Origin of the sequence: Pseudochrobactrum kiredjianiae, assembly GCF_030362795.1 — a bacterium.
GTDB classification, from domain to species: Bacteria; Pseudomonadota; Alphaproteobacteria; order Rhizobiales; family Rhizobiaceae; genus Pseudochrobactrum; species Pseudochrobactrum kiredjianiae.
Map to the genome: position 1 here is coordinate 164,250 of NZ_JAUCBM010000004.1, position 22,850 is coordinate 187,099.

Genomic DNA, 22,850 nt, shown 5'->3' on the forward strand with positions numbered 1-22,850 from the left:
GATAATTTGAGCCAAGAATTTTTCAGGCTGTCATTCAAAAATATCATGAATTTTACGTGACAACCGGCTTAGGATATTTTTCAAACTGGCAGCGCCGGTAAAAATACCCTAACTGTATGTTTCTATGCATAAGTTGAATCCGAAAGACCAGTTTTCGGCAATATGCTCCAAATTTACTGCTATCCACGAGCAGTGAGCGCGATGATGAAAGGAACCAGTATGTCTAATACGACAGCGACAATCACGCTACATGGCAATTCCACCGAATTGCCGGTCCGCAAAGGTACAATCGGACCAGACGTCGTCGAAATCGGCCCGCTTTACAAGAATACAAATTCCTTCACATACGACCCTGGCTTCACATCTACAGCTTCCTGCGAATCCAAAATCACATATATCGACGGTGATGAAGGCGTTCTCCTGCACCGCGGCTACCCGATCGAACAGCTCGCCGAACAGGGCGATTTCCTTGATACCTGCTACCTGCTTCTTTACGGCGAACTGCCAACCAAAACCCAGAAAGCAGATTTTGACTACCGTGTGACCCGTCACACAATGGTCCATGAACAGATGGCCAAATTCTTCACCGGCTTCCGCCGTGATGCGCATCCGATGGCCATTATGGTTGGTTGCGTTGGCGCTATGTCCGCCTTCTACCACGACTCAACCGACATTACTGATCCGCATCAGCGTATGGTTGCTTCGATCCGCCTGCTGGCGAAAATGCCGACACTGGCTGCAATGGCCTATAAATATCATGTCGGTCAGCCTTTCGTATATCCTAAGAACGATCTTGATCTGGCTTCCAACTTCCTGCGCATGTGCTTTGCCGTGCCTTGCGAAGAATATAAGGTCAATCCGGTTCTGGCACGCGCTATGGATCGTATCTTCATCCTTCACGCTGACCACGAGCAGAATGCTTCGACATCGACCGTTCGTCTCGCCGGTTCTTCAGGCGCCAACCCGTTTGCATGTATCGCTGCCGGTATTGCCTGCCTCTGGGGTCCAGCGCATGGCGGTGCCAATGAAGCTGCATTGAACATGCTGGCTGAAATCGGTTCGGTTGATCGTATTCCTGAATATGTTGCCAAGGCAAAAGACAAAAACGATCCGTTCCGTCTGATGGGCTTTGGTCACCGTGTTTACAAAAACTACGATCCGCGCGCCCGCATCATGCAGAAAACCACCCATGAAGTTCTCGGCGAACTCGGCATCAAAGATGATCCGTTGCTCGACGTTGCGATGGAACTGGAAAATATTGCACTGACCGATGAATATTTCATCGAGAAGAAGCTGTATCCGAATATCGACTTCTATTCCGGCATCACCTTGAAGGCTCTCGGCTTCCCGACAGAAATGTTCACAGTTCTGTTCGCAGTTGCACGTACCATCGGTTGGGTTGCTCAGTGGAAAGAAATGGTTGAAGATCCGGCTCAGAAAATCGGTCGTCCGCGTCAGCTTTACACCGGCCATGCACAGCGCGATTTCGTACCGCTGGCAAAGCGCAAATAATCAGTGTTTCACTGATGAAAAGGCTCCTTCGGGAGCCTTTTTTATTTAACGTATAGGATTTTGCGTTTTTCTCACGCAATATGAACGCAAATAAACCACAGACATCAGCATAAAATTGCCCGTAACATATCCGTTTTAAGCCCGATATGCGTAACTGCCGATCAGCAGGGAGCCAGTATTATGTCGAAGTCATTTTTCAAATCCGGCATTGCAGCGTCAGAAATTACCAGCCAGTCATTTTATTTACGCAGGCGGGAATTTATTAAAACCGGCATAGCTGCGGGTATTGGCATATCTTTGGGCGGATTGGCCCCTCAGCTCGCATTAGCAAAAGACAGCGCTGATGGCTTCATGACAGATGAAAAACTGACACCGAAAGACTCAGTGCTGACCTATAATAATTTCTATGAATTCGGCACCGGCAAATCCGATCCCTCAAGCTATTCCGGTGATTTCAAACCCCGTCCGTGGACGATTGAAGTCGGTGGCATGGTGGCAAAGCCTGCAACTTTTGACATTGATGACCTGACGAAAACCATGAGCATTGAAGAGCGTATCTATCGTATGCGCTGCGTTGAGGCATGGTCGATGGTCATCCCATGGCAGGGCTTTCAGCTATCAGAACTACTGAAGCGCGTTGAGCCACTTGGTTCAGCCAAATATGTTGCTTTTGAAACTGCCTTGCGACCAAAGGAAATGCCGGGTGTCGGTGGTGCCTTTCCGGTGATCGACTGGCCATATCGCGAAGGCCTGCGCCTTGATGAGGCTATGAACCCGCTGACATTGCTGGCAACCGGCCTCTATGGGGAAAACCTCGCCAATCAGAACGGCGCACCGGTGCGCCTTGTTGTGCCGTGGAAATATGGGTTCAAAGGCATCAAATCGATTGTCAAAATCACGCTGACCGATAAAGAGCCGGTTACCGCGTGGAAGATGCAGAACGCCTCGGAATATGGCTTCTATGCCAATGTTAATCCGGACGTTGATCATCCGCGCTGGAGCCAGAAATCCGAGACACGCATCGGCAGCGGTAGTTTCTTCTCGCCGGACAGGCGCGATACGCTGCCATTTAACGGCTATGGCGAGCATGTTGCTCAACTCTACAGCGGCATGGATCTGATCAAAAATTATTAAGTAGAGACAAACCGGATGACGGCCAACACCACTGCTCTGCCCCGTGCTGCCCGTAAAGCGCCGGTTAAAATCCCCAATAATGCTTGGTTGCGTTGGGGCATCTATGTCGTCGGCCTCGCACCGGCTGTCTGGGCATTCTGGCTCGCGGCCAATAATCAGCTTGGCGCCAATCCGGTCAAAGAGTTTGAACATATTCTCGGCCTTTGGGCGTTGCGTTTTCTGATCCTGACTTTACTCGTCACACCATTGCGCGATTTGTTCCGTTTCAATTTTCTGCCCTATCGCCGCGCGCTTGGTCTACTGGCCTTCTATTATGTCGCCATGCACTTCGCCACTTATGTCATTCTTGATCGCGGATTGAACTGGCCGGAAATCGTAAAAGATGTCACGCAACGCTGGTTCATCATCATTGGTTTTGCAGCTTTTATTTTGATGATCCCGCTGGCTCTGACCTCGAACCAATGGTCAATCCGCAAACTAAAAAACAAGTGGCAAAACCTTCACCGGCTGATTTATCTGATTGCCCTTGCCGGTAGCCTGCATTTTCTGATGTCGGTGAAAAGCTGGCCGACAGAACCGCTGATCTATGCTCTGATTATAATTACACTGGTGCTATGGCGGGTCATTCGCAAGCCCTATCTGGCCTATAAAAAAAAGCTGACCGGCCAGTGACCGATCAGCTTTATATTATTATCGTAAGCTGCTGATTTTACCAGCGTTTGACAATACGCGAAGCACAGAGGAAGCCAAGCAAAGGCCCGATGCCAAAGCTGAGGAACAACCAGAATGCAGCGCTGGATGTACCGGCCATACCACCCGGCACGGTCAGACCGCCAAGGCTGGTGACCATACCGGCCATAGCTGCGCCAAGTCCGGCAGAGAACAACTGCACAGTAGTAATCGCCGTTGATGCCAGATCTTTTTCATCATCGGGTGCCACTTTCAGCACCCGTGTCAGCAAATGCGGCCATGTCATACCAACGCCGCAGCCAACAGCCACAAAACCGGCACAGAGCGGCAGCAGCTCGAGATAGGTACCGCCACTGGCAATCGGCAGCAGCAAAAATAGCAACACCATACCCGCAAAGGATGTTAGCGGGCCGATGATAATCACGTCGCGGACACGGCGCGAACTGATGCCGGAACTCATGATGGAACCGATTGTCCAGCCTGCCCCCATCAATGCCGCCAGATAACCGGCAACCAATGGCGACTGGTGATGCAGCACCTGTAGGAACAGCGGAATAAATACTTCCACCGAGGTTACTGTCAGTGCCAGCAAAGACATGGTTACAATAACAGGCCCCAGCGGCTGGCTGAAGCTGAAAGAACCACGCGGTAACAAGCGCTTACTGCTGGTTGCATCTAAGCGGATCATAAGAGCAATCAGAGCAATAGCCGTACTGATACCGATCACATTCCAGATCACTTCATGACTAATACTACCGAGCGAAACGGCAAACACAGCGAGTGTCAGAAGGGTGAGCTGTGCAAATGGCAGACGTGTGGTGTCTTCCTTTTCATGACGCACATCCGGCAGCACAAACAGCGCCATGATAGCAAACAGCAATGCCGCAGGAACAACCGTCCAGAAAGCCGCACGCCACTCACCAAGCTCCGCAAAAATACCGCCGACAGCAGGGCCAACCAGCGTCGCAACACCCCACATACCGGAAATCAATGCCATAGCGCGCGGCCACAGAGCTTCAGGAAAGACGATGCGGATCATCGCATAGGACAAGGCCAGCATGAAACCGCCGCCAAAGCCCTGTATAAACCGGCCAATCAGCAGCATTTCCATGCTTGGTGACAAAGCACAGATCAATGTGCCCAAAGCAAAGACGCAGGCTGAAATGGCATAAGCTTTACGAGGCCCTACTGCCCGCAGCAATTTGACTGCGAGTGTGGAACCAATAATCGAGGCCACCACAAACAATGTGGTGTTCCACGCATAATAATCCAGCCCGCCAATATCCGCGACAACAGATGGCAGAATGGTTGTTGCAATATAAACATTAACAGCATGGAGCGCGACGCCGCCTGCAAGCGCCAGCGAGCGAATGGCATTTTTGCCAGTCAACAAATCTCCCCAGCCCACTTTAGGGTAACTGGTGAGGGATGCCGGGTCAGACATTTTATTCTCCGGAACAGCTATCAAAAACCATGAGTTCCGGCGGGAATGCGCCTGTGTTTCTCATCAATTTTAACCGAATTATGCCGGTCGGGTTGCAAAGTCCTGATGAAGCCGCTAATTAAGCAAGTAGATACTTGGAATATTCAGCAGGAGATCAAATGTCAAGTTCTGACATTATCACTTCAGATGAAATAAATGGCTCTGCACAACAAAGCACAGCCGAACGCCTGCTGTTTATTCTCAAAAGCCGAGGTCCGCAAACGATATCTGCTCTGGCCAAACTCATCGGTACCGGTGCCGAGAATATACGCCAGCAATTGCACAAATCTGTGACAGAAGGGCTGATTGAATCCCATACGACTGAAAAACAGCCCAAAGCCGGCCGACCAGTGCAACTCTGGCAACTGACCGAGAAAGGCAATAGCCGTTTTCCCGATACACATGCGGAAATTACCGTTTCCTTGCTGCGCCATATGAGCAGTCTTGATCCTGCCCTCACTGACCGTATTATATCTTTGCGTGAACAGGAAATGCTGGCGAGCTATCAAGCAGAAATGCAGAATATGTTTGCGCTTGAGCAACGCATTGACTGCCTGTCCCGACTGCGCAGTCAGGAAGGCTATATGTCGGAATGGTCAAAAGAGAAGGACGGCTCGTGGCTGCTGATTGAAAACCACTGCCCTATCTGTGCTGCCGCTACGGCCTGCCAAAATTTTTGCCGCTCCGAGCTGAATATTTTTCAGGCCATTCTTGGTGAAGACTGCTCGATCGAACGCTGCGAGCATATTCTGCTTGGCGCACGGCGCTGCGCTTATCGTATTACTGAGACCGGATAAACAAAGGCGATAAGGCAAAATACCGAACCGCCTTTGTTATATTCAGACGTCCATATTATTGCGGAGCTGATAGTTCAGGAAATTTCACACCCAGCTGATCCAGATAGCTCGGATATTTCTCAGCATCATAATAAAGCTTCTGCATTTCAGGACGGAACTGCTGCATAATCTCCGTATTCAGCTGAATTTGCGGCTTGTCATCCGCACCAAGCATCGGCAGGTATTTTTGATCCTTCTGCTGTACATTGGTAAAATAATCCTGTGCCGCAGATACCAGTTCAGGCTTGGTCAAAAGATCAACACCGGTCATAGCAATCACTTTTGAGCCGGCGACAACGCCTTTATGAGCGATTGGTGTAGCCATCGACATGGCATTTGACCAGTGATGCCCCGGAAGGTTCGGAATATTCGACGGATAATTCAGCGTAATTGTCGGCACAATCCATGACACATCACCAATATCATCCGAGCCGCCGCTTTCCAGCTTTTCCGGCGGTGGAGCCAGTTTCTTCAGCTTTGTCGCCAGCCCGTCTTCTTTGCCTTTCACCGCCTTCTGCACAGCTTTGGCAAAGCTGTTTTCGTCGTCAGTCCATTTCGGAAGGCCAACTTCGACAATATTGGCATAGGCTGCCTCCGCCATAGGCTTGTTGAAATGGCGCGGTGCTGCTGTACCGATAATCTGCCGTTCCACTGTTGTGTCAGACATTTTTGCCGCTGCTTCAGACATGGTATTGGCTATCGCAAAATTCTTGGCGATGTTCTCAAAATCCGTCTCACGGATAAAATACCAGACACTGGCAACAGACGGCACCACATTCGGCTGATCGCCGCCGTCAGGGATTACATAATGCGAGCGCTGTTCAGGGCGCAGATGTTCGCGCCGCATATTCCAGCCCACATTCATCAGCTCTACGCCATCAAGCGCACTGCGGCCACGCCATGGCGCACCGGCAGAATGGGCAGACTCTCCGGCAAATGTATATTTGACCGAGACCATACCCGTGCCATTGGCCGCGCCCCACGATGTCTGGAGATTATTGCCGACATGGGTGAACATCACCACATCCGCATCTTTGAATACGCCGTCACGCACCATATAGGCTTTGCCGCCCAGCAGTTCCTCAGCCACCCCCGGCCACAATACCAGCGTGCCGGAGAGCTTTTCTTTCTCCATCAGGTCTTTCATCGCCAAAGCTGCGACCACATTCACAGCCTGCCCCGAATTATGCCCTTCCCCATGACCGGGTGCGCCCTCAATCATCGGCTTACGATAGGCAACACCGGGCATCTGAGATGTTTTCGGCAGACCGTCAATATCGCTGCCCAGTGCAATCACCGGCTTGCCTGAGCCCCAGCGTGCCACCCAACCCGTTGGCAGACCGGCAACGCCGCGCTCAATGGTAAAGCCGTTCTTCTCAAGAATATCCGTGATGTATTTTGAGGTTTCCACTTCCTGAAAAGCTAGCTCACCAAAGCTGAAAATTGAATCCGTCATCTCCTGTGCAAGCTTGGCGCGGCTCTCCACACCAGCCGTGACCTGTTGCTTATAGGCTTTGACATCCTGTTCTGATTTTTGTGCTGCGGCCTGACTGAGCAAAGAGGCCGACATCATAAGGCTGAGTGCAATTTTAGACGAGAGATTACAAGACATGTACAACTCCGTTACTGATTTTGCCTGAGATTATATGACAGTGACGCGCAGACAATTCATCATAAAAACGCCATACACAACCCTTAAAATAACAATTACAACCTTTTGATTTTACAGTATTTATTGTCATTTTAACAACAACTGAATATCGAGTTTCATTTCCCATACTCAGCCTTTCAGTTACACTCAGTCCTTTTCATTCCGGTGTAAAATGAAACCAAAAAGCGGCCTATGGTGACAAGCTGCCGACTTCAGAAAACTATTCTCTGATACCGGCAGCATTTAGCTTTTTGTTATTGCCGGTTTCGCAACTTTCGCCGTTTCAGCCTTTCAAGCAATTCCTATACTGACCCATAATTTGCCGCATCCATAAGCACCCTTATCCAGAGGGAGAAGGCAAACGGGAACCCATTATGAAAACGCTCAATCACCTGTCCAAAATCAGCATTCTGACACTTGCACTCCTGTCGTCTTCTGCGGCCTATGCACAAGCTTTGCAGCTTAACGGCACGAAGCTCACCACTGCGCAGGTGGCAGAGTTCGCAGCGAACAAAAATGAAAAAGTCGAAATCGCAGCGGAAGCGGCACAAAAAGTCAGCCATAGTTTTGATCTGGTAATGGAAGCCGCCTTACAGGGCACCGCTGTTTACGGGCTGAATGTCGGCGTGGGCTGGAACAAGGACAAACCGGTTTTCAAAGAGGTTAAAGGCCGCCGCACGCTGGATGATGAATTGCTGGCGCTTTCCCGCCGCTTCAACACCAGTTCGCTTCATGCTCATGGTGGCGGTATTGGCGAAGCTATGCCTGCGCAGGCTGTACGCGCCGGTATGCTGATCCGCCTCAATGAAATGCTCGGCGGTGAAACCGGAACACAGCTGAGTGTTGTCGAAGCCTATCGCGACTTCCTCAACCACGACATCATCCCCGTTGTGCCGGAAAAAGGCTCGGTCGGTGAGGCTGATATTACACTCGCCTCCCATATCGGTCTGGCTATGATTGGCGAATGGTTTGTCGATTATCAGGGCAAGCGCATGCCTGCGGCAGATGCGCTGAAACTGGCTGGCTTGAAGCCAATTGAACCGGTTGGCAAAGACTTCCTCTCCATTCTCAGTACCAATGCACTGACTGCCGGTCAGGCTGCTTTGCTTGCAGAAGAAACCCGCCATTATCTGGAAGCCGCCACAGCCGTCTTTGCCCTGTCGCTTGAAGGCTATAATGGCAATGTCGCGCCCTTCCTGAGCGAGACAACCGAACTGCGTCCATTTCCGGGAATGGTGAAGGCGGCAACAGATATTCGTACCGCGCTGGACGGTTCCTATCTCTGGCAGCAGTCTGACAGCCGCGCATTGCAAGATCCGCTCTCTTACCGCACGATGGCCTATGCGCTTGGTAATGCATGGGAAGCGCAGTCCGCCCTCGAAGAAGCTCTGCATATCCATATCAATGCCAGCGATGACAATCCGGCAGCAGTCACTTCAGACAAGCCTGCAGAAAAAGCGGCTGACAGTCATAACCAGCTGCATAAATATCAGGTGGCAGGCGATGTGCATGGTGCGATTTATCCGACCGCCAATTTCGATATGCTGCCGGTTGCCACCCGTGTGGAAAATCTGAATGTCGCCCTCACCCGTCTGGCGCAGAACATCGTGATGCAGACCATCCGCACGGAAAATCCGGATTTCACCAAACTTCCGCGCTTCCTTGCCGGTCCTGAGAATGAAGGCCATGCCTTCGGCGCTATGCAGAAGCCGCTTGTTGCGCTCTATGCCGAAAACCGCCAGCTGGCCATGCCGGTCTCGCTCGACACTTTCGCCATGGCAGGCAATATTGAAGATACTGGCAATAATGCCCCGCTGGCTGTGAACAATCTTCAGCGCATTCTCGGCAACATGTACAGCCTGTCATCCATTCAGCTGCTGCATTCAGCGCAAGCGGTTGATCTGCGTGGCAAAGTCGCGCTCGGCAAAACCTCCGCAAAGCTGCTGGAAACCTATCGCGCACAGGTCAAATTCGTCGATCAGGATCGTATTTACACGCCGGATTTTGCAGCCGGTGTGCAGGTGCTGCACGCTTTCACGCAGCCAGCCACCAAGTAATTTTTAAATCGCATAACTGCCTGCATTGCAAAACAATGCAGGCGGCCAGAATGAGGAAATACCGCAATGCAGGATAAAGTCTTCAAAGGTAAAGTGGTTCTGCCCGATCAAGTCATTGATAATGGCTGGGTGCTGGTCAGCGACGGCCGCGTTGTTCAGACTGGTCAGGGCACTGCCCCTGCAGGTGAAAGCCATGGCGGTACGGATTATCTGGTGCTGCCGGGTGCGATTGACGGTCAGGTACACAGCCGCAGCCAGAAAAATCAGGAAGAGTTTATCTGGTCGACCCGTTCGGCCGCTGCAGGTGGTGTGACAACAATTGTCGATATGCCATATGACGACGGCGACCTGATCGCCACGCCGGAGCGCTTCACCCGCAAGGTAGAATCCGCTGGCAAGGAAGCGCGCGTGGATTTCGCGCTTTATGCCACAGCGCATCCGGCAGACGGCACCAAGCATATTGACGGTCTGGTTGAAGCCGGCGCGGCAGGTTTCAAATTCTCGACCTTCGGCACCCATCCGGAGCGCTTTCCGCGCATCACCCCGCAAATGCTTTATGAGTGTTTCTCGGCGATTGCCCGTCATGGTTTGATTGCCGGTATTCATAATGAAAATGATGAAATGGTGCGCTATTACATCGATCAGGTCGAGAAAAGCGGCCGCACCGATTATCTGACCCATAGCATGAGCCGCCCGCCGGTGACTGAAACGCTGGCAATGGCAGAAGTCTATGAAATCGGTGCTATGAGCGGTTGTGCCACCCATGTGGTGCATTGTTCCGTTGGCCGTGGCTATGAACTGGCCGCCGGTTATCGCGCACAGGGCTATGCCGCAACGGTTGAAGCCTGCATCCACTATCTGACCTTGTGTGAAGAAGATGATGTCAACCGCCTGATCGGCCGCGCCAAGATCAACCCACCAGTGCGCAACCGCGCCGAGCGTGAAGCCATCTGGCAGCACCTCGCCGCCGGAAATGTGACCATCGTTTCCACCGATCATGTGAGCTGGTCGCTTGATCGTAAAAACGATGAAAATATGCTGAAAAACGCATCCGGCGTTCCGGGTCTGGAAGCACTCTATGCGCTGTTGCTCAAAGGTCTGGATGAACGAGGTCTGTCGCTCAGCCATGCTGCCCGCCTGCTGGCGCATAATCCGGCGAACCTGTTCCGTCTCGGTCAGACCAAGGGCGCTCTCGGTGCCGGTCTTGATGCCGATATCGTCTTGGCGCGCCGCGATCCTTACACCTACAAAGCGGCAGAAAGCGGCAATAACATTGTCGGCTGGAGCCCTTATGACGGCATCGAGCTGCCGTTCCGCATCACCCATACATTTGTGCGTGGTGAATGTGCCATGGCTGAAGGCGTGGTCACAGCGGAACCGGGTTCAGGTCGTTTTGTACGTCCAAACTCACGCAAAGGAGCCGCGTAATGGCGGTCTCCAACACGCTCATCGATGGTGACCGGCTCTGGCAGGATATTATGGCGCTGGCCGATATTACCGAGCCGGGCAAGCCTTATACACGCCGCTCCTTTACGCCGCGTTTTCTGGCTGGCCGCGCCTATCTGATTGAGCAGCTCAAAGCAGCCGGTCTTGAGGTGCGTATTGATACGGCAGGTAATCTGATCGGTCGTCGTGCCGGTGCCAAGCCGCATGCCAAAACCATTATGATGGGTTCGCATAGCGACACTGTGCCTTCCGGCGGACGCTTTGACGGGATTGCCGGTGTGGTGGCGGCACTTGAAGTTGCCCGTGCCTTGCGTGATGCCGGTATTGAATTGCAGCACAATCTGGAAGTGGTGGATTTTCTCGCAGAAGAACCGAGTGAATACGGTCTGTCCTGTGTCGGCAGCCGCGGCATGAGCGGTCAGCTCACCAATGCCATGCTCGATTTTACGGGTCCGCAGAATGAGCGCCTCGGTGATGCGCTGATCCGTGTCGGTGGTAATCCGGCCAAACTTTCAGAGGCTGTGCGCAAGGATATTGCCGCCTATCTGGAACTGCATATTGAACAAGGCCCTGTGCTGGAGCAGAGCAAAACGGATTTGGGGCTGGTGACCGGTATTGTCGGCATCACCCGTCTGGAAATCTCTTTTCAGGGTGCCGCTGACCATGCGGGTACCACGCCGATGCATATGCGCCGCGATGCGCTCTATGCAGCGGCACAAGCCGTCACAGCAATCCGTGAACAGGCAGAAGCCTTGGCATCTGAGCCGGATGGTTATTTCGTTGCCACGGTAGGCATTCTCACACTTGAACCGGGCGGTGCCAATGTGGTGCCGGAACGGGCCAAGGTGATTGTCGATATCCGCACCGGCAAACGCGAGAAAACGCTGCGCTTTCTGGAAAGCATTGATGCGGCGACACAAGATGCTGCCGAAAAGGCCAGTGTGGAGCGCAGCAACTTCAAAACCCTGTCTGACACCATGCCGATGGATTGTGACTTAGGCCTGCTGGATGATCTGGCAAAAAGCGCCGATGCGCTCGGTCATAGCCATCTGCAACTCGCCAGTGGTGCGGGGCATGATGCGGCCTTTGTCGGTCAGCTGGCACCGGCGGCCATGGTCTTTGTGCCATGTCTTGGCGGACGCAGCCACACACCGGAAGAATGGGCAGAAAAACACGACATTGCAGCAGGTGCTGCAGCAATATTTGCGGCAGTGCGCCGTTTTGACGAGCGCACTCCGGTTACCAATCAAACGCATAACAGCATTTAAGAGGAGGCCATTATGGGGCGTATTTTAACATTGGATGACGTGGAATCCGCAATTGCAGGCGGTTCGGTCTTTGCAGCCGGTGGTGGCGGCTGGGTCGAGCACGGCCGTATGCTGGGCACCACTGCGGTCACCATTGGCCGGCCTGAACTGGTGGATATGGAAGAAGTATCCGATGACGCATGGATTGCCACTGCCGCCGCTATCGGCGCACCGGCCAGCACCACCCAGTGGGAAATGCTCGGCATCGACTATGTCAAAGCTGTTGAACTGCTGCAGTATGAGCTGGGCGACGAAGTCTATGGCCTGATGATCGGCCAGAACGGCATGTCCAGCACCATGAATGCATGGCTGCCTTCTGCTGTTCTCGGTACCAAGGTGATTGATGCTGTGGGCGATATCCGCGCGCATCCGACCGGCGACATGGGCTCCATCGGCATGGCCAACAGCCCTGAGCAGATGATCCAGACAGCCGTTGGTGGTCATCGTGATTCCAACTCCTATATCGAGCTGGTCACACGCGGCGCGACAGCAAAAATCTCGCCGATCCTGCGCAAAGCTTCCGATATGTCCGGCGGTTTCATCGCCAGCTGCCGTAATCCGCTGCGTGCATCTTATGTGCGCAAGAATGCAGCGCTCGGCGGCATTTCCCGGGCTCTGACCCTTGGTGAAGCCATCCGCGCAGCCCGGAGCAAAAATGCTACTGCGGTGATTGATGCAATCTGCAAAACCACCAATGGCAGCATTCTCGCACAGGGCAAAGTCACCGCCAAGAATGTGCATTACACACAGGAAGCTTTCGACATCGGCACTATCACCGTGCGTGACGTCAACCGCGATGTGATCCTGCATGTGATGAACGAATATATGGCCGTGGATGATGGTGACGGTAATCGTCTTGCCACCTTCCCTGATGTAATCACCACGCTCGATACCAATGGCAGCCCTGTCAGTGTCGGCAATGTCCATGAGGGCATGGAAATTCTGGTGTTCCACATTGCCAAAACAGAAATCCCGCTCAGTGCCTCGGTCAAAGACCCGAGTGTATATCCGATCGTCGAAAAGGCACTCGGCATTTCCCTCGCCGATTATGCACTGGCCTGATTTAGCGATTTAGAAAGTACTATTATGTCAAAGAAACAATTTAACGTCACATCCGGCACCGAGCTGCGCTGCAAGAACTGGCGCGCTGAAGGCCTGCTGCGTCTGATGGAAAACGTGCTGGCAGTGGGTGAAGACCCTGACAATCTGGTGGTCTATGCCGCACTCGGTAAAGCCGCCCGTGACTGGCCGTCCCATGACAAAATCGTTGAAAGCCTGCATAAGATTGAAGAAGACGAAACCCTCGTCGTGCAATCCGGCAAGCCAATCGGCATTCTTAAAACCCATAAACAGGCACCGATCGTGATTATGGCCAACTGTAATATGGTTGGTCAGTGGGCGAAGGCTGAAAATTTCTACGAATGGGAAAAACAGAACCTGATCTGCTGGGGTGGCCTCACCGCCGGTGATTGGCAGTATATCGGCTCGCAGGGTGTTATTCAGGGCACCTATGAAATCTTCATGCGCATTGCCGAACAGAGCTTCAACAATGATCTGGCCGGTCGTTTGATCCTCACCGCCGGTCTTGGCGGTATGGGCGGCGCGCAGCCACTCGCAGGCCGCTTGGCCGGTGCAGTAACCCTCTGCGTTGAAATTGATCAGGAACGTATTCAGAAGCGCAAGGATATCGGCTTCCTTGATGTGATTGCCAAAGACCTCGACGACGCATTGGCGCAAGTCAAAACAGCAATGGCCGAGAAACGCGCTGTCTCTATCGGTGTTCACGGCAATGCCGCTGATCTTTATGAGCAAATTCTGGCGCGCAATATCATTCCGGATATCGTGACAGATCAGACTTCCGCCCATGATCTGGTTTACGGCTATGTACCGGCAACCCGCTCGCTGGCTGAAGCCCGTGCGATGCGCAAAAGCGATCCGCAGACACTGATGAATGAAAGCCGCGCTTCCATCGTTCGTCACGTCACGGCTATGCTTGGCTTCCAGAAAGCCGGTTCAGTGGTCTTTGACAATGGCAATCTGATCCGCACCCATGCCAAAGACGGCGGCGTGGCCGATGCGTTCAACATTCCGGTTTTCACCGAAGCCTTCCTGCGTCCGCTGTTCTGCCGCGCGATTGGCCCGTTCCGCTGGATTGCTCTGTCGAATAACCGCGAAGATATCCGCATTATCGACAATTATATCCTCAAAGCATTTGCCGATAACCACATTGTCACCAACTGGATCAATCTGGCCGGTGAGCATGTGCCGTTTGAAGGTCTGCCAGCGCGTATTGCATGGCTTGGTCATGGCGAGCGCACCCAACTCGCTCTCGCGGTCAACAGCATGGTGCGTGACGGCACATTGTCCGGTCCTGTTGCCTTTACCCGTGACCATCTTGATGCCGGTGCCATGGCGCATCCGAATATCATGACCGAAAATATGCGTGACGGCTCTGATGCAATTGCCGACTGGCCGCTGATTAATGGTCTGGCTATGTGCTCGTCGCAGGCTGATCTGGTAGCCATCCATTCCGGTGGCGGCGGCTATTCCGGTTATATGACCAGCGCGGGTGTGACTGTGGTGGCCGATGGTACCGATGATGCGGATATCCGCATTGAACTGTCGCTCACCAATGACACATCGCTTGGTGTCATGCGCTATGCCGATGCCGGATATGAAGAAGCGCTGGACGAAGCGGAAAAGAAAAACATCCGTCACTTCAATCTGGCGTAAAACCTAGAGCATGGCGCAGCTAAATGTATTTATTTAGCGTTCGCGAACATGCGACAATTAAAAGAATTTAGAGCGAGCACAGTGGATACGATTAAACGCAACACGCTCTAGAAAATCCTCCCCCGTAAAGAGAACAGGCGAAGCTCAGGTTTCGCCTGTTTTCATTTATAGGGCATAATTTTAAAGTGTTAGAGCGAGCGGCGCTCTAATCGGACTATGGAGTGAGTGCCTCGCGCAACTCGCGCACCAGTTCTCTTTCGGCAACCGTCAGGGTGCGGGCATTGGAATAAATCACAAACAATCTGCGCAGAATATGCGGTTTCAGTTCAAGACTGACCAAGGTGCCCTGCTCCAGATCGCGGCGTACGGCTGAGACCGGCAGCAAAGTGGCGAGCTTTTCACGACGGATCATCGCGATCATCATCGGCAGTGAGTTGATTTCAATCACCGGCTCCAGCGACAGGTTGTGTTCGCTTAATTGTGCTTCCAGCAATTGCCGGATGCCAAAGGTCATGGTCGGCAGCACCAGCGGAACCTGACGCAGTGTTTCCAGTTCAACACCCGTATCTTGAGAGAGTTCTGCTGCCAGATCGGGATGGCAGATTAATGAGAGCGGTTCTTCAACATTAAGGCTGAAACGCGCCATGTGCGGCATATCGGTTTCCAGCACGGCAAGGCTGATTACCCCTGCCTGCACCCAATCCTGCAAGACACTGGTTGGCGCCTCCAGAATTTGCAAATCAATCTGCGGGTGGCTTTTGCGCCAACGCAGCACCGCATCGGTCATGCCTGCCAGCAAAGTGCTCTCCTGACTGACAGAAGGCAGAACACCAATCCGTAAACGCGACCGGTTGCGCCCCAGTGATCCGGCACTATGAACGGCCATGGATTGCAAGCGCGCTTCAATCAGATCACTGCCGATGCGGAAGATGCGCCCTGCTTCAGTTGGCACCAAACCATCGCGGCGGCGTTCAAATAATTGTTTGCCGATTACCTGCTCCATCTTACGCAGCTGACCGGTAATAGCCGGTTGTGCGACTTTAGCCACGCGGGCAGCAGCAGTAAGATTGCGATTATTGTCAATCAACTGAAAATAGCTGAATTGTCGTCTGGTCAATTGCGGCTGATACAGTGCTGAAGGCTCGCCGGATGCCAGTGCCGCACGAATACGGCGCACTGTTTCCTCAGCCACCGGATGCGGATCGGCAATATGCACCCGTACCTGACTGATAAGCGGCGGATCAAGCGGCACCAGCTTCAAACGGTGCAAGCCCATACGATTGGCGAGCGTGCTTTGCGGCACCAGAAAGGCCGTATCTGGATGCTCGCCGCTCAAGCGTGCCAATGTTCCCGGATGATCCTGCGTAAAGCGCAGGTTCTTAATCGGATATTTCTGCAAATAAGCCGAAAGATCATGGAGCAATGGTGCCGGCAAGGCAGGCACAATAACAGGGCCTGCCAGCATATCCTGCAAGGCCGGTATCTCTCCGATTTGCACCGGCAGACTGCGTGCCAGCACCCAAGGATCGTCATGGATGGCTATGCCCTTATTTTCATAACTGAAAATAATCCGGCTGCTTTCTGCACTCTCTGTCAGCGGCAAAGGCGGCTCGCCGTCAGCACTCCCCCAATGCGGCTCAATAAACACATCAGGATATTCCCGTTGCAAACCAACCAAGGCAGAGCTGATGGCTTTGGAAACATTGCCAAGTGAAAACATCAGCTGGACTTCAACCACCAAATGGCTGAATTCGCATTGCCCGTTACAGTCGCGCATCGCCGCCTGACGGGTAAAAGCTTCGGCTTGCAACAGCGGAATAGCTGCGCGATAGAGCCACCGTCCGGCGACAGTCGGTGTCAGCCCTGCCGGTACACGGCGGAACAATTGCGCGCCGACTTCCTCTTCCAGATTCTGCAAGGCCACACTCAAAGTTGACAGGGCAATATCCAGAACCTCAGCCGCCTTGCTGAAACTGGTTTGATGGCAGGCCGCAACGAAGTAAGAAAGCTGACGCAGCTCAATCATAGGCACAGACCTTCATCAGTGATTTTCATCATAAATATCAACCAAATATGCCACAAATACAAAAATATTGCCCTGCCGAAATACTATTTCGTTTTTCGCTATGGAGACATTCATTTTTTGTCAACTGCCGACACAAAGTTAAATTGTTACTGTCTCGTATTGCTGGTGGGAGATGAGACATAAAAGACCACAGCTGGAATATTTGGGGGATTCTGTCATATGACGGACGTTACGCATAATCAAACTATCAAATCGGAAGCAAAGCCGAATTCCAATGCCAAAAAGGCTGTCGCTGCCGCTTCTATCGGTAATGCGCTGGAATGGTATGATTTTACAATCTACGCTTTGTTTGCCGTTTACATCGCCAAGAATTTTTTCCCTGGCGGCAATGACACCGTCGAGCTAATCAAGTCCTTTCTGGCCTTTGGTCTCGGCTTTTTGATCCGCCCGCTGGGCGCGGTGGTACTTGGCGTTTATGCCGATAAAGCCGGTCGTAAAGCAGCTTTGTTTCTGACGATCATGATCATGGCAGCCGGTACGCTGCTGATTGCTATTGCACCAACCTATGCCGCGATCGGTATCGGCGCTCCGATGATTATTCTTGCTGGCCGTGTGCTGCAGGGCTTTTCAGCCGGTGGTGAAGTCGGCAGCGCGGCAGCCTTTCTGGTGGAACATGCGCCGGAAGGTCAAAAAGGCAAATATGCTGCATGGCTACAGGCCAGTATGGCATTTTCCAATATTATCGGTGCTTTTGTTGCACTTGCTGTGACATCGCTCCTCACTGAAGATCAGATTGGTGACTGGGGCTGGCGCGTTCCGTTCATCCTTGGCCTGCTGATTGCACCTGTTGGTCTGTGGATGCGCCGTTCACTAGATGAAACGCCGGTTTTCAAAGCGAAATTCGATGAGAAACCGGAAGCAAAAGCCAACCACGCTCCGCTGAAAGAGATTTTCACCACCTATCGCGGTGCATTGATCAAAGGCACAGCCTTCTCGGTTCTCTGGGCAGCCAGCGTTTATGTGATGGTCATCTATATGCCGATCTATGTGCAGCGCGCATTCGGCTTCACCGGTTCACAGGCTTTTATCTCAGCACTGATCAGTAACAGTCTGATGGCTATTGCCTGTATCGTTGCCGGTTCTGTTTCCGATAAAATCGGCCGTCGTCTGACACTGGCAATTACTGCAACTGTGCTGCTGCTTGCAATTCATCCGCTGCTGTGGTGGCTGCATCACTCGCCAACACTCGGCACCCTGATCACTGTTCAGAGTTGCTTCTGCATTATGGTTGCCGGTGTGGTTGGCGTTGCGCCTTCTGCTCTGTCTGAAATCTTCCCGACCCATATCCGTTCAACCGGTATGTCGCTGGCCTATAACATCTCCACTACGATTTTCGGTGGCTTTGCTCCGGCAGCGCTGACATGGCTCGGCACCACTTCGCTCGGCTATAGTGCTCCTGCATGGTATGTCAGTATCGCAGCCTTTATCGCCCTGTTTGCCATTGCCAAAATGGGCGACAATAAAAAGACTGCCTGATAAAACGATCAACAAACGATCTGTTGTACCCGCTGTGAGAGCAATCTTGCAGCGGGTGTTTTCGTTCATGCCCATGAAACCTTAGGTCCATGAAACTTTAGGCTTATAGGCCTGCACAACAGACTCATTTTATTACCCGTATAAGACCTTTTTTGTTTCATTAATAACTTGCTATGCCGTTTCATAAAATTTAGAGCGGGGTCTGTTATTGAATAAGGACACTCTGTAATGAAAGCACTTGCGAGCTTTTCGGCCTTTGTAGGCAAGACCTTTGCGATTTGGGTTCTGCTGTTCGCCGTCCTCGGTTTTGTATTCCCTGAAACTTTTAAACTGTTCGGCCCTTATATCGTGACCCTGCTGGGTATCATCATGTTCGGCATGGGTCTTACCCTCTCCGTGGATGATTTCCGTGAAGTGGTACGCCGTCCGGTTGACGTCGGTATCGGCGTTGCCTCCCAGTTTCTGATTATGCCGCTGCTTGCTGTGCTGCTGACGAAGATCATTCCGATGTCACCTGAAGTTGCTGCCGGTGTTATTCTCGTCGGCTGCTGCCCGGGCGGTACATCCAGCAATGTGATGACCTATCTTGGTAAAGGCGATGTGGCACTGTCCGTTGCCTGTACCAGTGTAACAACGCTGGCTGCACCGCTGGTCACTCCGTTTCTGGTCTGGATGTTTGCCAGTCAGTTCCTGCCGGTTGATGCGATGGCAATGTTCCTGAGCATTGTGAAAGTAATCCTCGTACCACTGGCGCTCGGCGTTGTGGCACAGAAACTCATTCCGGGAATTGTTAAATCTGCAATACCTGTCCTGCCGCTGGTCAGCGTGACCGGTATTGTGCTGATCGTAGCCGCCGTTGTGGCTGGCAGCAAAGGCGCGATTGCAACGTCCGGCCTGCTGATCTTTGTTGTTGTGGTGCTGCACAATGGCATCGGCTATCTGCTCGGCTTTACTGCTGCGAAACTCACCGGCATGTCACTTGCCAAGCGCAAAGCCATCGCGATTGAAGTCGGCATGCAGAACAGTGGTCTTGGTGCTGCCCTTGCCAATGCGCATTTCTCGCCGCTGGCAGCCGTTCCAAGCGCGATCTTCAGCGTATGGCACAATATTTCCGGTGCGTTGCTGGCGAATTATTTCGCCCGTATGAAAGATGATAAATAATCTTCATACGGACTGATATAGAAGAAGACCGGCTCACTCTGAATGAATGAGCCGGTCTTTTTTTATGCTTTTTTCAAAGCGGCCTCACAGGATTTCCAGTTCATCCGGAAAATCAGCAAGGCCGTTGAAAAGATCAGAAGAACTGCTGTGCCAATCACCCACATGAAGGCCTGATCAAAGGCAATGAAACCGATTTCGCGCAAATGCTGTGCCTGATCGGCAGGCAGTGTTTCTGCAAGCAACAAAGCCTCATCCAGACTGTCACGAATGGTATCAGGAAAGCCTGAACCTGCCGGTATCACCATGAAAGCCGTATAGATCGCGGTCATCAGACTACCGAAAATCGTAACGCCGGTTGCGCCGCCGAGTTCAAAGGACACCTCCTCAACAGAGGCAGCCATACCGGCTTTTTCCTTCGGCGCATTGCCCATAATGGTGCTCGAAGCACCGGTCATAGACGCACCAACACCAAAGCCCATAATCATCAGTCCGATCAGCCAGACCTGCGGCTGTAGCTGGAAACTGAGCAGATAAAGCGTACAGCCGAGGCCTGTAATCATCATCCCGCCCCACAGCACCCGCGCTGCGCCGATTTTAGGCAAGCCCCAGCCCACCAAAGGCCCTGCAACAAATGCAGCCAGCGGAATTGGCAGAATGAGCAAGCCGGCTTCCAGCGGCGAATAACCGGCGACCAGCTGCAAGCGCTGACTGAAAACCAATTCCACACCAATCAAAGCCGCCGCGGAGACCGAAGCTGCCATGACACCGGACGAGAATTTACGATTACTGAACAGCGTGAAATCAATCAGCATGCCATTGGTTGCGCGCTGTCTGCGATAGAACACAACCAGCGCGATAAGACCGACAACCAACGCTGCGGCAAACAGAACCATCGAGCTGTCACGTTTTGCCAGTTCTTTCAGCGCAAAGGTGACACTGACCAGACCGATCATCACCTGAACGGAACCGATCAGATCCCATTTGCGATTTTTATTGCCGGGACGATTTTCCAGAACAAATACTGCAAAGAGCAATGCGATCAGTACAACCGGCACATTGATGAGGAAAACGGAGCCCCACCAGAAATATTCAAGCAACACACCACCGACCACAGGGCCGAATGCTGCACCACCGGAGGCGACCGCTGCCCAGATACCGATTGCGAATGAGCGTTCATGCTCATCCTCAAAGGTCAAACGGATGATGGACAGGGTTGCTGGCATCATCATTGCTGCACCTAAGGCCAGCAGCACGCGCGCAGCAATCAGCACCTCAGCTGTCGGTGCATAGGCGGCGGTCAGCGATGCAAGCCCGAAAACAACGAGACCTGATGTGAACATGCGTTTATGCCCAAGACGGTCACCAAGACTGCCGACACCCGGCAGCAGCCCTGCGACAACCAGCGGATAAGCATTGATGATCCAGAGCTTCTCTGAAGCACTTGCCGCAAGATCATGGGTCAGGCGCGGCAGAGCTGTGTAAAGCACTGTCATATCAATAACGATTAAAAATAATGCACTCGAAACGATGGCCAGAACCAGCCAGCGGTTTTGTAATGCCATTGTAAAATCCACTTCTGATGTGCTGTTTTTCAGCACGTTTAAATCAAAGTCTGCAACATATCCGGGAGTTGATCGTTGCAATAAACACTTGAAACCTGATGGTCGGTAATTTAAATCCATACGTATGGAAAGTAAAAAACACACAAAAATCGGCCGCCCCCGCACAATTGACCGCAATCACTTGCTGGATCTGGCGGAGAAAATTGTCGTTGAGCATGGTGCCACTGCTTTGACGGTTGATGCATTGGCGAAAGCAGCAGGCATTACCAAAGGCGGTGTGCAATATTGTTTCGGCACCAAAGACGGGCTGGTTGATGCCATGCTCACCCGTTGGGGCAATAAATTTGACAAGAAGGTTACAACCGAGAAAAACGGTAAAACCGACAGGCTGTCCCATATTGCCGCGCATATACGGGTAACCCGTGACAGTGATCCGCTCGGTGACTCACGCTTTGCCGCTATGCTGGCTGCACTGATACCCAATTCCGAACATCTGGCAGATACCCGCCAATGGTATCGTCAGCAACTGAGCGGGCTGGATATATCAACAGAACAAGGGCGCAATGCCCGCTTAGCTTTTATCGCCAATGAAGGTGCATTTTTGCTGCGCAGTTTCAAGTTTTTTGATCTGAATGAAGATGAATGGCAGCAGATTTTCCGCGATATTGAAAAGCTGCTGCCACCTGAAATTGATGATTAAATCCAATTACTGCCCGTAGAGTGCATCAGCCAGAATGCGTACTGCTTCCGCAGTGCGAGGCCCGAAGCCCAGCATATAAGGACCGTCCAGCACAATCAGTGATTTGCTTTTGGCCGCAGGCGTGGTTTGCAGCGCTTTAACAGAGAACACATCTTCCGGCTTGGGGCCACCGGCACCATCAGACAACATCAGCACCACATCCGGCTCGGCCTCCAGCAGCCATTCCTCGGAGACAGCTTTATAGCCTTTATAGACGGATAGCGGATTAACCCCGCCCGCATGGCGGATAAAGGCATCTGCCGCTGTGTCACTGCCTGCACCACTCAGTTTGGTCAGCCCGTGGAAGAACACTACCTTCTTGCCGCGCCCTTCCGAGACTTTACGCACATGCACCATGGCTGCGTCAAAATCTGCCACGATCTGCTTTGTCAGCGCCTCGCCTTGCGCTTGCAGGTTCAGACGTTCAGCAATCAGACTGACCTTGGTAATCAACCCCTCACGACTGTTAATCGCCGGAATATACAGTACCGGCACACCGGACTGGTTGAGCACATCCACCACTTCCGGCGGGCCAATATCCTCTGATGCAATGATAAGATCAGGGTGCAGCGCCAGCACGCCTTCGGCTGACAAACTGCGCCGATAGCCGACATTGGTTTTATTGGCCGTATCTGCGGGATATTTGCTGCTGCGGTCAAGCGCAACAATCTTATCGCTGCTGCCAAGCGCATAGACGATCTCGGTCACATCCGGCCCCAGAGTGATGATACGCTGCGCGGTTCCCTGAGCCTGAGCGCTATAGCAGAACCCGAACAGCAAAATAAACAGCGCATTTCTAAGCAAGATTTTTACGCTAAACCGCCGTTTACCGGGATTATTTTCCACCTTTGTGTACAAATGTCTGTTCCGCATAATTAAAGTTGACTCTGTTTATCATGATTTATATAGCCCTATTAAACATGAGTTAACGAGTCAACTTAATGCAAGCCTGCAGCATGAATTTTTCTCCCGCTGCG

17 protein-coding genes are annotated in these 22,850 nt (G+C 52.4%); 12 read left to right on the forward strand and 5 right to left on the reverse strand.

The genetic code is table 11. From position 1 onward, the window contains the following. Positions 1-219: 219 nt before the first annotated feature. The 3 genes from gltA to msrQ all read left to right on the forward strand — a co-directional run bounded on the left by gltA (position 220) and on the right by msrQ (position 3,318). Positions 220-1,512: a citrate synthase gene (gltA, locus tag QUF18_RS10210; protein ID WP_113942921.1), complete on the forward strand. Its 1,293-nt coding sequence runs from the start codon at positions 220-222 to the stop codon at positions 1,510-1,512. Positions 1,513-1,692: 180 nt separating this feature from the next. Next, a complete protein-coding gene (gene msrP, locus QUF18_RS10215; protein WP_289386956.1) occupies positions 1,693-2,646 on the forward strand; it encodes a protein-methionine-sulfoxide reductase catalytic subunit MsrP in 954 nt (317 codons plus the stop codon). 15 nt (positions 2,647-2,661) lie between these two features. After that, positions 2,662-3,318, forward strand: a complete 657-nt coding sequence (msrQ, locus tag QUF18_RS10220; RefSeq protein ID WP_289386957.1) for a protein-methionine-sulfoxide reductase heme-binding subunit MsrQ — start codon at positions 2,662-2,664, stop codon at positions 3,316-3,318. Between the two features lie 37 nt (positions 3,319-3,355). On the opposite strand, the gene QUF18_RS10225 is transcribed toward msrQ, so the two are convergent. Further along, on the reverse strand, positions 3,356-4,780 hold the full coding sequence (locus QUF18_RS10225; protein ID WP_289386958.1) for an MFS transporter: 1,425 nt from the start codon (positions 4,778-4,780) through the stop codon (positions 3,356-3,358). A 158-nt stretch (positions 4,781-4,938) separates the two neighbouring features. On the opposite strand from QUF18_RS10225, the gene QUF18_RS10230 reads away from it, so the two are divergent. After that, positions 4,939-5,616 (forward strand): helix-turn-helix transcriptional regulator, encoded by a 678-nt coding sequence (locus QUF18_RS10230; RefSeq protein ID WP_289386959.1) that lies wholly within the window; start codon positions 4,939-4,941, stop codon positions 5,614-5,616. A 55-nt stretch (positions 5,617-5,671) separates the two neighbouring features. Here QUF18_RS10230 and QUF18_RS10235 read toward each other — a convergent pair whose 3' ends face one another. Next, positions 5,672-7,267 carry an amidohydrolase gene (locus tag QUF18_RS10235; RefSeq protein ID WP_289386960.1) on the reverse strand — a complete coding sequence of 532 codons (1,596 nt, stop codon included), beginning with the start codon at positions 7,265-7,267 and terminating at the stop codon, positions 5,672-5,674. Between the two features lie 413 nt (positions 7,268-7,680). Here QUF18_RS10235 and QUF18_RS10240 point away from each other — a divergent pair, with 413 nt between their 5' ends. The 5 genes from QUF18_RS10240 to ertB all read left to right on the forward strand — a co-directional run bounded on the left by QUF18_RS10240 (position 7,681) and on the right by ertB (position 14,849). Continuing rightward, entirely contained in the window at positions 7,681-9,363 is a 1,683-nt protein-coding gene (locus QUF18_RS10240; protein ID WP_289386961.1) for an HAL/PAL/TAL family ammonia-lyase, read from the forward strand. A gap of 66 nt (positions 9,364-9,429) precedes the next feature. Further along, positions 9,430-10,791: a hydantoin-5-propionate amidohydrolase gene (ertD, locus tag QUF18_RS10245; RefSeq protein WP_289386962.1), complete on the forward strand. Its 1,362-nt coding sequence runs from the start codon at positions 9,430-9,432 to the stop codon at positions 10,789-10,791. Then, positions 10,791-12,077, forward strand: a complete 1,287-nt coding sequence (gene ertE, locus QUF18_RS10250; protein WP_289386963.1) for an N-carbamyl-l-glutamate amidohydrolase ErtE — start codon at positions 10,791-10,793, stop codon at positions 12,075-12,077. Before ertD ends, ertE begins: the two co-directional genes overlap by 1 nt. Before the next feature lie 12 nt (positions 12,078-12,089). Next, positions 12,090-13,178 carry a thiohydantoin desulfurase gene (gene ertC, locus QUF18_RS10255; RefSeq protein ID WP_289386964.1) on the forward strand — a complete coding sequence of 363 codons (1,089 nt, stop codon included), beginning with the start codon at positions 12,090-12,092 and terminating at the stop codon, positions 13,176-13,178. A gap of 24 nt (positions 13,179-13,202) precedes the next feature. Continuing rightward, positions 13,203-14,849: a thiourocanate hydratase gene (gene ertB, locus QUF18_RS10260; protein ID WP_289386965.1), complete on the forward strand. Its 1,647-nt coding sequence runs from the start codon at positions 13,203-13,205 to the stop codon at positions 14,847-14,849. A 214-nt stretch (positions 14,850-15,063) separates the two neighbouring features. Here the strand turns inward: ertB and QUF18_RS10265 are convergent, their stop codons facing one another. Beyond that, positions 15,064-16,875 (reverse strand): LysR family transcriptional regulator, encoded by a 1,812-nt coding sequence (locus QUF18_RS10265; protein WP_289386967.1) that lies wholly within the window; start codon positions 16,873-16,875, stop codon positions 15,064-15,066. A 219-nt stretch (positions 16,876-17,094) separates the two neighbouring features. On the opposite strand from QUF18_RS10265, the gene QUF18_RS10270 reads away from it, so the two are divergent. Further along, the gene (locus tag QUF18_RS10270; protein WP_289386968.1) at positions 17,095-18,411 is read left to right on the forward strand and encodes an MFS transporter; all 1,317 of its coding nucleotides are present in this window, start codon (positions 17,095-17,097) and stop codon (positions 18,409-18,411) included. Between the two features lie 228 nt (positions 18,412-18,639). After that, on the forward strand, positions 18,640-19,572 hold the full coding sequence (locus tag QUF18_RS10275; RefSeq protein WP_289386969.1) for a bile acid:sodium symporter family protein: 933 nt from the start codon (positions 18,640-18,642) through the stop codon (positions 19,570-19,572). A 62-nt stretch (positions 19,573-19,634) separates the two neighbouring features. Here QUF18_RS10275 and QUF18_RS10280 read toward each other — a convergent pair whose 3' ends face one another. Then, positions 19,635-21,134 (reverse strand): MFS transporter, encoded by a 1,500-nt coding sequence (locus QUF18_RS10280; RefSeq protein WP_289386971.1) that lies wholly within the window; start codon positions 21,132-21,134, stop codon positions 19,635-19,637. Between the two features lie 124 nt (positions 21,135-21,258). Here QUF18_RS10280 and QUF18_RS10285 point away from each other — a divergent pair, with 124 nt between their 5' ends. Further along, positions 21,259-21,834, forward strand: a complete 576-nt coding sequence (locus QUF18_RS10285) for a TetR/AcrR family transcriptional regulator (RefSeq protein WP_289386972.1) — start codon at positions 21,259-21,261, stop codon at positions 21,832-21,834. A 6-nt stretch (positions 21,835-21,840) separates the two neighbouring features. Here the strand turns inward: QUF18_RS10285 and QUF18_RS10290 are convergent, their stop codons facing one another. Beyond that, positions 21,841-22,677, reverse strand: a complete 837-nt coding sequence (locus tag QUF18_RS10290) for a heme/hemin ABC transporter substrate-binding protein (RefSeq protein ID WP_289386973.1) — start codon at positions 22,675-22,677, stop codon at positions 21,841-21,843. Positions 22,678-22,850 lie beyond the last annotated feature (173 nt).

Excerpts from the sequence above, each read along its gene's own strand:
- ertB (WP_289386965.1), top strand. The coding sequence starts at position 13,203 with ATGTCAAAGAAACAATTTAACGTCACATCCGGCACCGAGCTGCGCTGC.
- ertE (WP_289386963.1), top strand. The coding sequence starts at position 10,791 with ATGGCGGTCTCCAACACGCTCATCGATGGTGACCGGCTCTGGCAGGAT.
- ertD (WP_289386962.1), top strand. The coding sequence starts at position 9,430 with ATGCAGGATAAAGTCTTCAAAGGTAAAGTGGTTCTGCCCGATCAAGTC.
- QUF18_RS10280 (WP_289386971.1), bottom strand. The coding sequence starts at position 21,134 with ATGGCATTACAAAACCGCTGGCTGGTTCTGGCCATCGTTTCGAGTGCA.
- QUF18_RS10240 (WP_289386961.1), top strand. The coding sequence starts at position 7,681 with ATGAAAACGCTCAATCACCTGTCCAAAATCAGCATTCTGACACTTGCA.
- ertC (WP_289386964.1), top strand. The coding sequence starts at position 12,090 with ATGGGGCGTATTTTAACATTGGATGACGTGGAATCCGCAATTGCAGGC.
- QUF18_RS10230 (WP_289386959.1), top strand. The coding sequence starts at position 4,939 with ATGTCAAGTTCTGACATTATCACTTCAGATGAAATAAATGGCTCTGCA.
- msrP (WP_289386956.1), top strand. The coding sequence starts at position 1,693 with ATGTCGAAGTCATTTTTCAAATCCGGCATTGCAGCGTCAGAAATTACC.
- QUF18_RS10265 (WP_289386967.1), bottom strand. The coding sequence starts at position 16,875 with ATGATTGAGCTGCGTCAGCTTTCTTACTTCGTTGCGGCCTGCCATCAA.
- QUF18_RS10235 (WP_289386960.1), bottom strand. The coding sequence starts at position 7,267 with ATGTCTTGTAATCTCTCGTCTAAAATTGCACTCAGCCTTATGATGTCG.
- QUF18_RS10270 (WP_289386968.1), top strand. The coding sequence starts at position 17,095 with ATGACGGACGTTACGCATAATCAAACTATCAAATCGGAAGCAAAGCCG.
- QUF18_RS10225 (WP_289386958.1), bottom strand. The coding sequence starts at position 4,780 with ATGTCTGACCCGGCATCCCTCACCAGTTACCCTAAAGTGGGCTGGGGA.
- QUF18_RS10285 (WP_289386972.1), top strand. The coding sequence starts at position 21,259 with ATGGAAAGTAAAAAACACACAAAAATCGGCCGCCCCCGCACAATTGAC.
- QUF18_RS10275 (WP_289386969.1), top strand. The coding sequence starts at position 18,640 with ATGAAAGCACTTGCGAGCTTTTCGGCCTTTGTAGGCAAGACCTTTGCG.
- msrQ (WP_289386957.1), top strand. The coding sequence starts at position 2,662 with ATGACGGCCAACACCACTGCTCTGCCCCGTGCTGCCCGTAAAGCGCCG.
- gltA (WP_113942921.1), top strand. The coding sequence starts at position 220 with ATGTCTAATACGACAGCGACAATCACGCTACATGGCAATTCCACCGAA.